At 30.7% G+C, this 14716-nt stretch carries 12 protein-coding genes and 1 pseudogene; all 13 read left to right on the top strand.

From position 1 onward, the window contains the following. Nucleotides 1-287 (top strand): annotated as a pseudogene (locus T432_RS0107235) (hypothetical protein); the annotation flags it as partial. Nucleotides 288-1520: 1233 nt separating this feature from the next. Then, on the top strand, nt 1521-2165 hold the full coding sequence (locus tag T432_RS0107230; protein WP_028884735.1) for a hypothetical protein: 645 nt from the start codon (nt 1521-1523) through the stop codon (nt 2163-2165). Next, the gene (locus T432_RS0107225) at nt 2162-2782 is read left to right on the top strand and encodes a hypothetical protein (protein ID WP_028884734.1); all 621 of its coding nucleotides are present in this window, start codon (nt 2162-2164) and stop codon (nt 2780-2782) included. The genes T432_RS0107230 and T432_RS0107225 overlap by 4 nt, the downstream gene beginning before the upstream one ends. Nucleotides 2783-3216: 434 nt before the next feature. Continuing rightward, complete coding sequence (locus T432_RS0107220) at nt 3217-4770, top strand: type VI secretion system Vgr family protein (protein ID WP_028884733.1); 1554 nt, start codon at nt 3217-3219, stop codon at nt 4768-4770. A 14-nt stretch (nt 4771-4784) separates the two neighbouring features. After that, nucleotides 4785-5678 (top strand): hypothetical protein, encoded by an 894-nt coding sequence (locus tag T432_RS0107215; RefSeq protein WP_014110799.1) that lies wholly within the window; start codon nt 4785-4787, stop codon nt 5676-5678. Nucleotides 5679-5687: 9 nt separating this feature from the next. Continuing rightward, a complete protein-coding gene (locus tag T432_RS0107210; RefSeq protein ID WP_044971236.1) occupies nt 5688-6584 on the top strand; it encodes a hypothetical protein in 897 nt (298 codons plus the stop codon). 11 nt (nt 6585-6595) lie between these two features. After that, nucleotides 6596-7486, top strand: coding sequence for a hypothetical protein (locus T432_RS0107205; RefSeq protein ID WP_028884731.1), 891 nt, complete (start codon nt 6596-6598; stop codon nt 7484-7486). A 1-nt stretch (nt 7487) separates the two neighbouring features. Then, the gene (locus T432_RS0107200; protein WP_028884730.1) at nt 7488-10238 is read left to right on the top strand and encodes a DUF2169 family type VI secretion system accessory protein; all 2751 of its coding nucleotides are present in this window, start codon (nt 7488-7490) and stop codon (nt 10236-10238) included. 3 nt (nt 10239-10241) lie between these two features. Then, nucleotides 10242-11315, top strand: a complete 1074-nt coding sequence (locus T432_RS0107195) for a pentapeptide repeat-containing protein (RefSeq protein WP_028884729.1) — start codon at nt 10242-10244, stop codon at nt 11313-11315. Next, nucleotides 11297-11965 carry a DUF3540 domain-containing protein gene (locus T432_RS0107190; protein WP_028884728.1) on the top strand — a complete coding sequence of 223 codons (669 nt, stop codon included), beginning with the start codon at nt 11297-11299 and terminating at the stop codon, nt 11963-11965. The genes T432_RS0107195 and T432_RS0107190 overlap by 19 nt, the downstream gene beginning before the upstream one ends. Nucleotides 11966-11976: 11 nt before the next feature. Then, a complete protein-coding gene (locus T432_RS0107185; protein ID WP_014110805.1) occupies nt 11977-12363 on the top strand; it encodes a DUF4150 domain-containing protein in 387 nt (128 codons plus the stop codon). A gap of 1006 nt (nt 12364-13369) precedes the next feature. Beyond that, nucleotides 13370-14062, top strand: coding sequence for a hypothetical protein (locus T432_RS0107175; RefSeq protein WP_028884726.1), 693 nt, complete (start codon nt 13370-13372; stop codon nt 14060-14062). Nucleotides 14063-14168: 106 nt separating this feature from the next. Continuing rightward, a partial coding sequence (locus T432_RS08025) for a hypothetical protein (RefSeq protein ID WP_044971234.1) occupies nt 14169-14716 on the top strand: 548 nt, incomplete at its 3' end.

Genomic DNA, 14716 nt, shown 5'->3' with positions numbered 1-14716 from the left:
CAGAATCTAATGAAATGATGCATTTGTTGATAAGTAAATACTTAGAACTAGCTAGAATATTGTTAGAGAAATACGACCATCACTATGCTTATTATTATTCCAAATACGATAATAAGGACTTTTGGCAAAATAAAGTAAATCATCTGCAGGATTGTTTAGATAAATACACAGAAAATTTTTCAACTAAAGATATAGATATGTCATGCATAACACCTACAAGATCTCCTTATTTAGATAAACCTAGGAGATTGCAAAAAGAGGTGTTAAAAAAAATTTTAGGGAATTAATATCTTGGAAGTCTGCAACTCTTTTTTGGAAAAAAAACTTCGCATATTCAGACTTGCATTTAAAAATTTATGAGCCTGTAATTTTCATGTATAACTCATCACCTAAACTTCCAAATAAGCAACCCATTTTGGCTCTGTTGAATGTGATTTATGAATAAAGTTTTAAGGTTGTTTTTCGCATTAAATTTATCTAGCTTTTCTGAGTGTGTACTTTCATCACCAGAAGTAGATGCTGAAGCTATTGTTCAAAAAATTATTCAAGAAAGAATGTTTCAGAGGCTGATAAGAACAATTTCGTTAAGGCTTTGCAGCAAGATATAATTAGAGAACATTACTATGGACCATATGGTCTATTTAAGTATTACTTGTGCACCGAATTATCCTACTTTAGAAACTTTGTTTAAATGCGAACATGCACTTTATTTTATAGCAATGACAAAATTTAAAGATAAAGATACTGACTATCTGTACTCAATAATATTGAATCGAGATTATTAGCGGTTAATAAGATATTAGCCAAATTAACTCCCAATGATGAAATATTCACACACCCAAGATTGATCAATAAAAATATTGGGAAAAAAGGGCTGACATATTATTAAAGTGTGTGGAATTATTTAGAACTTCGGGAAAGCCAGTCACAACTAGTGAATGTAAAAAAGTAACTCCTTCTGCACTCACAGGAAAGCCCTGGAGGTTTGTGCCTGAGTTTAAAAAAAACTCTCGACAAGGTTCCACTAGTTGAGTAGCTATATTAAAAAAACTGTCATTATATTTAAAACTTATAGTTAAATTATTTTTGTTTTACTGTATCTGAAATAGGCAATGTTACAGAGCACTCATTAATAAAAATTTTGTGCATTTATAAGTGATCTAAATCAGAGCTTATTCTAGAATTGCCGATTTAGTTAAAAAGGGGTTAAATTTGGATTGCCGTTGACATGCACAAAAATGTGAGCAGAAAAATCTAAGAAATTTACTAATAGCTACAATTAACGTTTTTTTTATCGTAATAATTGTGTGCAAAGGATTTACAGGTAATTCGCAATTCTATTCTAAATCGTAACATTGCTACAATTCTCACTTTTAACTTTCACCTAATAAAAACAACTGATAAATTTTTAGGTCCGTTAAGAAGACTAGGATGAATTAACATAAAGTTATTTTAGGGACTAGATACTTAAAATTTTAACAATTTTATTTTAAATTAGTCTTTTCATATAAATATTTAAGATGAATAATTTAGACTGTTTTAAATTAACTGATGATGGATTTTGGAAAGTAAGATTGGATAATAAGTCTGAGGTATCCGTCCCTAGTTTCACTCGCGTTATACTAGGTGATGTCATTGAGGATAGACAAAAATTTACCATTATTGATGGGGTGCACAGGAGTAAGAATGCTTCTATTTCGTTAAAGTACGGCAACCCATTTGTTGGAAAGTGCATAACGTATTATGACAATATAGAACTTGTCTTAAAACTTTATGTTTCTAGAGATCAATCTATGTCCCAGATTCATGGAATTCTAGAAACACCAGTAGGACAATTGAAATGTATGTCATGGGGGCTTGCAAATGAAGAGGGTAAAAAAATAATATTGGACAATGTGTATAAGATAAAGATTCCAGATTTCCCACATAAAAGTATTAGTCGATACAATAATTACAGCAAGTTTTATAGGGTTTGGTTTGGGCTTGAATTGCTAGTTGGTTATGAAAACTTCTTTAACCGTTACCTACATTTTGGTTCTCTTTCTTGGGGGTGTGTATCCTGCATTTCAGGTTCATTATGGACATCATTGGTTATACTTTTGCTTAGGAGTCGCTTAAAGAATAGTTTAGATAACGTCGGTTTGTTGAAAGTTAATTACATATGAATAAATTTAAACTTTTATTAACTCTAATTGGTCTTATTACTACTCTTTGTTCTCAGTCGTTTGCAACTGATACTAAACATGTAGTCGATATGGACTATATAAATAAAGCTTTGGATGCAAGAGAATCAATTTCAATATCTGAAAATGAGAGATTTTTTTTAGAAGGCAAACAAAAGAAAACAGACTACAGAGAAAACATAATATATCAACCTAGTCCACAGGGAAAAATATTCTGTGCCTCTGTACTTATGTATCCAACAGCTGAATCGGCATATGAATGCGCATTTAATTACTTTATATTCTATTTGTCCAATACGTACAATAAAAATCCAAACCTTAAGGATATTGATATTGTTTGGATAAACACGAACTTAGAATTAGCACGAATTTTGATGGAGAAATACAATTTTCATTACGCAGAATTCTATTCAAAATACGATAATAAGATTTTTTGGGAGAAAAAAGTATCGCATCTACAAACCTGCCTCGATAATTATACGAGAAACTTCATAAAAGCAAACGTAGATGCCTCTTGTATAATCCCTACCAAATCTCCTTTTTTAAATGAAACTAGAAAATTACCAGATGACGTTATTAAGCATATTTATGGACGGTAACTAATTTTTTTCTTAATTTTATTATTTACAGTCTCTTTATAAATTCAGAAGAATTAATAAAAACTCTTAATCTTAGGCGCTTATTAAGATTTAGTTCCTGCAAATAATAATTTTTGTGAAGTCTTAGTTAACCCCTGGTTTCCCTAATTATTAAAGTATTAAAGGGGTTGAAAGAAAATTTAACGAGATCTTTTTCAATGGACTTTTTTTTATTTGGAGCTATTGTAAATTCCAAATTATTTAAATATGTAAATTAGTTGTGCTAAATAAACACATGTTGAAAATATAAAGTATTGAATTTAATTAAACTTCCTGATTCTGTCACGAAATTGAAATACTAAATCCTTATTATTGTCTTAAAGAATTTCCTTCCCTTTAATTGAATTTTCATATTTCAGAAGTATTCTAGTTTTACTTCTCAGGAGTTAGTAGTTATGGCAGACCGTCACGCAATCGCACATGTAGCGATACCTAGTCTTCAGTTTTTAAGTCTTAACGGGCATGAATCCCTTTCAAATTTGTATGAATTTGAAGTTGAACTTGTATCTATGGATAATTTTATTGATGTGCGTAAAATGCTTGGCACACAACTTACTGTCGAATTAGAGTCATTTATGTCCACGCCTAGGTACCTGACTGGTCGTGTTCGTAAGTTTGAATTAGTTGGATCTGATCAGGATGGTTCAGAATATTTAATTTACAAGGCACATGTTGTACCTCCTTTGTGGTATCTGACTCAGGGTAAAGATTATAAAATCTTTCAAGAGAAAAAAATCGAAGACATAATCAAAGAAATCTTAGATAAATTTGAAATCAAATACGAGTTTAAGCTTTCAGGTTCTTACAGAAATTGGGAGTATGTAGTTCAATACAATGAATCTCCTTTTAACTTCATTTCAAGATTAATGGAACATGAGGGTATGTACTATTGGTTTAAACATGATAAAAACGAATCTACTATGGTTATCTCTGATGATGCTTCATCTCATGAAGAGTACCCTTCTTATGAAACACTTAATTATTTGTCTTCTGGATTTAAGGTTTTTGATTCCAGAGAGGTTATTACTTCTTGGAGACATAATGCAGTAGTTACGCCATCGAAATATACGGTTGTGGATTTTGATTTTAGAAAGCCAAGCACTGCATTAGATACAGAGAAAGAAAATCAACTTGATGGTGATGATAGTATTGAAGTTTATGAATGGCAGGGTGGATATCAGGAATTATCTGATGGCGATAATTATACTAAATTAAGACTGGAAGAATTAAAAGTACCTCAGGAAATTGTAGAAGCTGATTCTAATATTCGTGGTATTTGTCCTGGTTATAAGTTTACGCTTGCAAATCATCCAAGGCCTTCTGAAAATCAAGAGTATGTAGTTGTTCAAGCCCATTACATGGTTCAGGTTAATGGCTATTCAACCAACTCAGGTAGAGAAGATTTTTTCAGTACTAGCTTTTATTCCTTGCCAGCATCAATACAATTCCGTGCGGCTCGTAGAACTCCAGAGCCTAAAACTCACGGACCTCAAACAGCTACTGTTGTCGGCCCTTCTGGAGAAGTGATTTATACTGATAAATACGGTAGAGTTAAAGTGCAATTCCACTGGGATCGTGATGGTAAAAAAGATGAGAACTCTTCTTGTTGGGTTCGTGTCTCAAGTCCCTGGGCTAGTACTGGTTTTGGTGGTTTACAAATTCCTCGTATTGGAGATGAAGTTGTTATTGATTTTATTGGTGGTAACCCAGATAGACCATTAATTATCGGCAGGGTTTATAACGAGGATAACCAGCCTTTAGTTAATCTACCAAATGATTCTCATACCTCAGGCTTCCGCACAAGAACAATCCAAGGCGGTAGCGACAATCAAAATTTTCTTTTGTTTAGAGACAAACAAGGAGATGAATTGGTGGACGTTCAAGCAGAAAAAGATATGAAGATATTTGTAAAGAATGACTTTTACTTAACAGTTGGTAATTGCGGTTAATAGAGGAGAGTTCAATGCCTAGTGCTTATAAGAAGATTCAGCATAATGTTGAATTTACTGTCCATAATGGTAATGAATCTCATATAGTTGAAAGTGGAAGTAGAACCACTAAGGTCAAACAGCTAGAGAAAGGTACTTTTAAAAATGGAAGAGATGAGCATATTTTAGCTGGTGGTCAAAAAACCCATATTCATGGGAATGAGGAGCGTTCGATACTTTCAGATGATCAAGTAATCGAGGTTAAAGGTGATCAAGTAGTTACAATTAGTTCGGGTACTAGAAGTTTAGAAGTAGGACTTTTTGGTGTTGATAAAGTTGAAGGTAAATATGATTTAACAGTTGAAAAAATAACTGAGAGAACTTATGGAACCTCTGTTGAAGAAACATATGATAAAACTTACGATGTTAAAAGCTCCTCAGTTACCAATACTTTTAAATTGGGTATTGAAGAGAATGTAACTAATAGCTTAACTGAATATAACAGAAATGGTGGGTTTGAGCACAACGTTACTTCAGGTGAATGGATAACTGATGTAGATGGTGATATTGATATTTGGTCTTCAGGAAATATAAAATTTGATTCTCCAAAAATTGAGATTTTAGGGAATGCTAAAATAACAATTGAAACCCCCTTACACTATATATATAAGCAAAATAAAGAAACAGAAAAGCCTTTCAAAGGAGACGTTTACATAGCGTCTTTTACTACAAGAATATTTGATGAAAAAGCGGGTACTGTGTTAGGTGCTGTAAATTGGTTTTCCAAATCGGATTATGGTTTGATAAAGTTAGATAATTATATCAAAAAGTTCGGTACTAAACCTCTTCGTATTCCTGAAAAGAAAGATGTTAATAATGACGCTGGTTCTACTAAAGCCGAAATGGCTGTTGTAAAAAATGATTTATAACTGGGGGGTATGATGGCAGGAAACTATACAGAAAATATTCTAAATAATCTAGAAACTCAAGTTATAGAGGGTAACCTCACTCATTCTGTTAATACTGGTACAAGATATACCAAGGTCAAACTTCTAGAGAAAAATACTTTTTCTAACAGGCGTGAGTTATATATATTTAATGGACAAACTACAAGAATCAGTGGTGGTGAGGACCATAAGGTTTTTGATGGTAACCAGACTATAAACATTGAATCTGGATCACAAAAAATAACAGTACTTGAAGGGAATCGGACTCTTGACGTTAAATTAGCTAATTCTGATTGTTTTAAAGATTATAGACAAACTATTTCTGGTGAAACTAACAGAACATTTAGAGGTGAAACTACTGATAAGATAGGTGGAATTCATGTGGTAGATGTTTTAAAGAAAACTACTATAGAGATGGATTCATTAGATGAAACTGTTAAATCTTCTGCGGCTAAATATACTAGTGACTCTGGTTACACTGAAAAAACTAAAATTATTTGGAAAACTTCTGTAAATAGTGGTGAAGCCAACATAAAATCCACATCTAAAATCAACATCTCCAGTAATAGTATTATAGATATTTTGGGTACTAGTGCTATTGACTATCAAACCAACCTTTATTTGTTATTAGCACTTTTAAATGTTGAAGCAGGGGAGTTTAAAAAAGATAATGTGAAATTTTGTATCACAAGTAGAATTGCTTGTGAAGCTAAAGTTGCGGAAGTTCAATTAACACAGTATGTTTGGAAAATTGATAAGATGATACACAAAAATGATTTTAAGGTAATTGAAAAGAAAGAGGAAGCAATAAAAAATACAATTAAACTTGCCGGAATTGAGTTAAGTATAGTAATGATTTCAATTTTTGGATTTAGTTTATTAAACTAATAGAGGGTTCTATGCCAAATGCATTTATAAATATCGAAAATAATTGTTCCGTAAAAGTTCATAATGGGAATGAGAAACTTTTTGTTGACACTGGTTCTCGAACTACATTAATAAATGATAAGGACACTGCAGAGTTTTTTAATAGAAGAGAAGATTATATTGAGAGTTCAGGTCAGCTTGTTAACATTACAAAAGGTGAAATCCACAAGGTACTAGACGGTGGTCAAAACGTTACCTTAACTCAAGGTAACCAATTAATAAATGTCTCGAAGAATAGAATAATGAGAATTAACGGTGATTTAAAGGAAAATTTAAATGATAATCACACTTTAAACGTCGAAAAATCCACAAAACTTAAATTTAAATCACCAGTTAAGGATACTTTCGAAAGCCCTTACGAAAACATTACTGACAAACTTGTGACAAATAATTTTAAATTAGGTCTCAAAGAAACTGTCAAAGGTTTAACTAAGTATACACACGAATCTTCATTTAAAAATGAAGTTACAGGTTCTTATAATTTAAAAGTAAATGGCTGTACAGAATTATCTTCTAACTCAAAAATTAAATTTGAAGCTCCTGAAATTAGATTTTGTGCCCCAATGATTAGACAGGATTCACCTCATAACAAAGTTAATGCTGATGCCAAATGGGATTGGATTGGAGGATTGAAGGTTGATTTTTATTTTGTTTCATTTTATCAAAGACTGGTTGAAGCTAAGCTAAATGGATCTGCTATAACTGGTTACGGTCTCAAATCTGATTTTGGGTTGGTTAAGACAGAATTATGTGCAACTGAATCAAAAAATGATGTTGCTGATTCAGAAGTATCTCTCGGCCCATTAACACTCCTAGTAGGGGTATTTCAAGGAATACGTTCAGCAATTCGTATCCGTCTTTAAAATGAGAATAATTAAACCACTTTCAACTTCACTTTTTTATAGGGTGTACGAGTTTAATAGGCAAACATATCTATCACTGTCTGTTAATTTATATATTGACAAAAATGTTGATGAAGTTGAATTTCGTTTACTTAGTGAGCAACAGATGTGGCAGGATTTCACATCTATTTCTGTTAAAGATTTTAACAGTGAATTGATTGATTTTGGTATGCCTAAGGATAAACCCGAAATTATTGTAAACGGCTACGCTTATGGTAAATATTCAGAAAACAATAGGTCAGCAGTCAATATTGAGGCAGGTAATATAAATAAAACTTTAACTGTCTATGGTGATAGGTTTTGGATAAATGGTCAGCCTAGCTCCCCAGAGGGTTTTGACAAGTTACCAATTTCTCTGAGTAAAGCTTTTGGAGGAAAAAATGTACCCTCCAATACATTAGGCAAGGGTTCTGAAAAAATAACTAAGCCTGATGGAACGGTTGTAACTCCTCTTCCAAACGTTGAGGATCCTAATCAACCTGTGATATATCCAGATAAAGTATATCCAGTAGCAACTTTCAGCGCACTACCTATTGAATCTCCTAATAGAAATAAATTACTTGGTACATACGATAGGAATTGGCTAGAAAAATTCTTTCCTGGATTTGCAAGTGATATTGATTGGTCTTATTTCAATCTCTCACCGGTAGATCAGCGATTAGCTACAATTAATGGTTTGGAAATGAAATTTACTAATATGAATCCTTACAAAAAAATAGTATATTTCAAAATTCCAGACTTAAAGCCCTTAATTTTTTTATTGCCTAGGGGGGATAAGTCATTAAAAACACCTTTAGAGTTGAAATTACAATCGTGTTTGGCTTATCCTCATAAAGAAACTTATATTCTTAGTTATCATGTTTCAACTCCAGTTGAATCTTCAGAAGTAGCTGATATCTTTGATTTTTTAATGTTGGCTATTGAAAAAACACATAGTAAAAGGTCTTTAGAACATTATCAAAATGTTTTAAACATTAGATCAAATCTGAGAAAAGCCAACCTTTATGCTACCTTTGATGAAATGTTGATAGATCAGGGTATTGATTTTAAGGGTTTGCCCTCTGTGCCTCTAAATAAACTTCTAAAAAGAAAATTATTTGAACTCAAACGAAAATTAAGCAACATTAAAGATATAAACAAAAAAGCCGAGAATTTAGATTTGGAACTTGTTGAAGATGCAAAGTTAAATTTTAGAAATTATTCTTATAAACCAGATTTCGAAAAAGATTTAAAGGATACTTTAGCTCAATTAACTTCAGATTCCTCTCCTGCATCACAGGAATTTAAAAAAATCCTTTCATCTATTGACTCTAATAATTTATATAAATTATTTGAATTAGTTGAATTAGATTATATAGAAATGGATTTCTTACTTAAGTTGCTAGTAGAATTAGATGAAAGCAAAGATGAATCAGTGTTAGAAACTGCTAGAAAAATACATACAAAAAGAAAAGAATTAAATAAAAAAATTGAGTCGATTGAAAATTTTGAAGTTGATCCTGATGAGAAATTAAAATATCTTAACGAAAAATTTAGCTTGACTAGAAACAAACTTATTGAAACAGTAGAAAATAGGAAATTTATTGATACGTCTAATCGTAACAAAACAGATTCGGATTTAGATTCATTTTTTAAAGATCATGATGATAAATCTCTAATGTTTTTTGAAAGCAATGCACCTACGATTGTTTACAACTCGAATTCAGTCAATAATGCTGTCGATTCTGTAGTTGAGCTGACGCATATAAATCAACTTTTTAAGTACTCTGTTAGTGGAATTAAAACTGAAATTATAGATAAGGATTTTAAGGATTTAGATTTAACTGGAAAACCAATGCAACATTGTAGTTTTAGGAATGTTTCATTCTTAGACGTTGATTTCAGTGATAGCTTGTTAGGAGAATCAGCGTTTGAAAACTGCGAATTCATTAATTGTAAATTTTTAAATTGTAATTTAAACGAAGCAGAACTAAAAAGTTGTAAACTAATTTCTTGCGATTTAAACGGCATTAATAATGATAACTCTAAATTTCATAATGTAATTTTTTTAAAATGTAACATTACATTATGGAATCATACGAGATTTGTTTCATCAAACATTTTATTTAATGATTGCAATATTTATTTTGTGACTTTCAATAGAGCAATCATAAAAGATATTGAATTTTACAATTGCAAGATTAATAAACTTACAATAATCAGCGGTAAATATAACTCTATTAAATTAATTAATTCTGAAGCCCTTAGTCTAAATTTTTCTACAGATAAAAGATTTGTTATCGAATCTTTTACAATAGAAAACTCGAAATTAGACTCTTTTTTTATTAAAGATTTATCCAAAGTAAACCATTTCGTTATAAAGGATTCAAAATTAGTATTATCCACTATAAGGCAGTGTGAATTTGATAGTTTTGAAATTTCAAACTGTGATTTAAAAAACATTAATCTATCTAAATCAATTATAAGAAACTCTAAATTTTCAAAAGTTGATTTATCTAATTCTATTTTTACTGGATCTAAGATAGAAGATAGCCTTTGGTATGGTATTGATTTATCTTTCTCGCTTTTTAACAAACTAACTATTTTAAAAAGTACGCTTAAAAAAATCAGTTTTTTCTCCTCAGACGTCTCAGAGTTGAGTGTTGATTCCAATACTGTTTTCGATGAGAACTATTTAAATAGAATGAATATTTTTCCAAAATTGAGGAATTAGTAAATGCAAAGCAATGATTCTATTAAGTTTGCTGAATTTTTGAATCTAGATCAAATCGAAAATTTTTCCTTTGAAAATTTAAATCTTGATTATAAAAATCTATTGCAAGGTTACGAATTTACAAGATGTATTTTTAAAAATATAAATTTTGAAAAATTGGATATTATCGATAATACTTTTCTTAATTGTGTTTTTTTAAATTGCAAGTTTAATAATTGTAAATTAAATAATAACGTATTTACTGGTTGTAAGCTCTCAAACTGTATTTTTTTGAATTGTTCTATTGATATATTTGCTTTTGCTTATACAGTTTTTGAAACCACTTTTTTAAATTGTTGTACGATAAAAAATTTTTTTATTACAGAATCTGATTCTATAGAATTAAGTATCTTAGATAGTACACTTGAAGTGTTTAGTTTACTGAATCATCAAGTTAAGTTTGCTTGCCCTAAATTGAATTTTTCCAATTCAAAGACTAAGTATTTTACAACGAATAAGATTTCATTGGCAAATGCATCATTTCATTTATCTGACATTGAGTCACTTATATATATAGATTCTTCATTGCCCGAAGAATATACTTTTAATAAAGTTTCTTTGATTAAATCCCAGTTTACAAATAGCACCTTAGACAATATTGATTTTTCTGGATGCGATTTATCAAATTCATGTTTTAAATCTTGTAGTCTTAAAAATTGTAATTTTAAAAACGCTAAATTAGAAATGTGTTTGTTTCTTGACTGCAGCCTAGAAAATTCTCTTTTTAATAATTCTTTAATGAATATTTGTAATTTTACTGGTTCAAATATTTCGGGTTCCAATTTTGAAAACTCTGATTTATCGTTGTCTATATTTAAGAATGCACAAGCTGTTAAATGCAATTTTAAGGAAAGTAATTTGCAACTATCAGATTTTTCTCATTCAAATATTACTGGATCAAATTTTTTGGAATCAAGCTTGGATCGTACCAAGTTTCACTCTGTTATCGATTTAGACGTTGTATGGGGTAATAGAATTAATTCTATAGGTGATGATAAAGATTTATTGGAGGCAGAACTATGGCTGACAAAAATATAAAAACTAATGAAAAAATTTCTATAGATTTCGACCTTCAAGATGGTTTTGGCAATTCTCTGAAGGATCTTTTAGATAGAGATTTTATTAATCAGGAAAAATCTACTATTGGTCATAGAGCTAAAGTAATTTCAATTGATTCATCAAATCTATACACAGTACTTATTGATAATCAAATTGAAATAAAGTGTAAGAGGTCAGTTAGCTGCTTGATTAAACCAGTATTAGGTGATGTTGTATTAGTGAATTTGGACAAAAATAAATTTGAAGATAATTATATCTTGTACATCCTAGATAGAGATAATGTTAACTTGTCTTATGAAGTGGACTTAAATTTAACATTTACATCACCTTGTTTAAAAGTTTCATCCGCACTATTTTCAATTAGTTCTAAAAGAATGTCAGTGAAAACTCAAGACTATAAATTGCTAACCAGTGATTTTGAAGCTACCACACAAAATTTTAATGTGTACTCTAACAAATTAAATTTTTTAGCTAATTATTCTTATAAAACCGTTATTTATAAGGATGAATTAAGAGCCATGAATTTCGATCATACGGCTACTGGAATTGCTAAGCTGAGTGGTAACTTGACATACGTTCAAGGCAATGAAGTTCTAAAATATGATGGTAAATTAATGCTAGCAGGTTAAGGAGAAAAATTATGTTTGCAAATTGTCAGTTAGGTGGTATGGATTTAGGTTTTCCAGATGTATGTAAAACCCCAGTACCTCCTGTACCATACCCTAATATTGCACTAGGTCCAACAACTATACCAGTGTGTTTTAATACTTTACTTATGTGTACACCCCGTCATAATTTAATGTCTTTTCGACCCATCACTCAAGGTGATACACCAGGTGTGGGTTTAGGGTTGGTTTCACAGACAGTTATGGCTCAACAAAGGCATGTAACAGGTTCTTTTACATTTATAGTAAAAGGTGCACCACATACTAGAGTTACTAGTATGGGGCCTGCAAATTTAATTAATTGTCCACTTTCTTATAGGACAGTTCCGAGTCAATTTAAAGAAATTCTATTGTGTCCATGAATTTATAAATCCCATTAAATTTTAGAACCTATTCAGGTTATCCTCACTAATTCAATAATGTCATTTAAACATTGTTAGTGGAAATTTACAAAATTAAAAGTAGTTTTATTTTCAATAGCGGAAAACATATTAATTTTTCTTTTCCTGTTTTTGCTGGTTTTTGGGTACCCAATTAGAGCTTTGATTTTAATCAAATTAAATCTCTTATATGGTAAAACTGGGTTTTCCAAATTGACAAACTTAGACTTTAGTATCGAGGCAAATTAACTGCCTGTTACAAAGGGTTGTTTTCTCATGAATTTACCATACTTATCTATATACGATAAAATCCATCTCTAAGTGAGTTATTTTTAATTACCAAGTCAATCCTATGGATTACTAATTCAATCACTCTACGCTTGTTGGTATTATTTGGTACTAACAAAGTGGTGGTTTGTCTTAATTGTGACCGTGCTGTTTTTTTGCATTTCAATTTATCTTGAGAGTAAAAAGAAAGGTAAAAATAAGAAAAAAAAGAAGTGGATTCTTCTGGACTCCCTTTTTTTTACGGTTTTGTTTGGCATATTCTCCTATGGTCCTATAGGTTTATTGGGTAATATTATCCAATCTCCAAATATTTATATTCTAAACAAATTAGGTCATGAGGTTGACGTTGAAGTTGTAGATTCATGGGAGTCTAATACTCTGATCAATTACCGATATATCAATTGCTTCAAACTTCGCTACAAAACTTTAGACAATCAACAAATAGAAGTTGACAGGTGTCAACCTTGGTATTTTGAAGGTAATAAAATTGTTTACTTGCCCCATTATCCAAAAGTGATGTCAATTTCATATAAAGATAAGAACTAAGCGGTAAACAAAAATCAAAAATTTCTCATTGGCTATGGCATTGTCTAAAATTCGACATTCTACATTGGCAAAGGCGATAAGCATATTCCAAGTCATACAACTTTTTATAAAAGGCAAATGAGAACACGTACTTATTTTTGATAGCATTAAATTAATGAGGTTGCTTAAAAGCTATAATTTATTGAGTTTACTAGTAAATAAAACACTTATGCCTAGATCAATATTCAGATTCCTGCAATTATCACTTCTGTTCTTTTTGATAAATATAGGTTTTATTTCTGTTGGGGAAAGCAAAAATAAGGTGCCTTTGATCGGGTCTGAGCAATGTAGAGTCGTATTGCCAATTAAGATTAAAAATGATGATTGGAAATCATATGCAGAATACATTTTTTTAAGATTGATTCATGACAACCTTAAACCTATCAATGTAAGACCCGATCTAGTTAAAGCAGAAAGCGTCAGATTTGGTTTTGGTTTCACCTTGTCCTGTCCAGCTGTATTTGTTAATAAGTTGATGCATGAGTTTCTTTCGACCAAGGTTATGCAGGAATTTCATGAAATATACGGAGACTTAAATAATAGCGAACCAAAATTTGAACAAGATGGAAATACATGTTTGTTATCGTCTAACTTGCCCTTTGTAGAAGAAACATTCCCAGAGCAATTAAGGATATTTTTAAAGCACCATATGCTTTCTTTTGTTGATTTAAAAGCTACTAGATTAAATATGGTAATGAATAAATATACATTTACTTTCAAGGGCCAATGTGAAGACGTACTAGTTGATTACTATTATCAGAAATTGTTTCCATTTGAATATTTTAAGGAAAAGAGTAAAACCAAATAATTAGACTATAGATCACGCTTTTATACTTGGATATTTAAAATTTACTTTTAATTTATTCAAAGGCACTTTCTTAGAAACCTCTAACTCTGCAAGCAAATTTACGCATATGATTAAATTAATTTTTAAATTTTTAATATCTTCGCTTTTGCTTATAGCTCTTAGCATAGGCTTTATTTCACAAGGGGTAAGCAATAGTAGCGTGCCATTGAGAAAATCTGAGCACTGTAGAATTTTATTGCCAATAGATATTAAAGACGATGATTGGAATTACTATGCAGATTATATTACGTTTAAATTATCTTCAGAAAGTCTTTTCCCTATGAATTTGACTGCCGATCAAATCAACGCTGATAATAGTATGCGATTTGGTTTTAATTTAAGCTTATCTTGTCCAGATGCATATGCTAATAATTTAATGTTTGAGTTGGTCTCGCCTGAAATATTTGGCGAATTTAAAGAAATGCAACGAGATAAAAAAATCGATTCTAATTTTGAACAAAATGGGAATAAATGTTTAGTTAAATCTAACTTGCCAGTAGTACAGGAATCATTCCCAGAGCAAATAAGAACATTTTTAAAACAACATATACTTTCTTTTGTTGATCTTAAATTTTCTAAAGTTAATTTTGAGATGGACGAATATACGTTCACTTT

Origin of the sequence: Taylorella asinigenitalis ATCC 700933 (assembly GCF_000687755.1) — a bacterium.
Classification (GTDB): Bacteria; Pseudomonadota; Gammaproteobacteria; order Burkholderiales; family Burkholderiaceae_B; genus Taylorella; species Taylorella asinigenitalis.
Note: the sequence above shows the minus strand (reverse complement) of the source record. Positions and strands in the feature narration are given on the sequence as shown.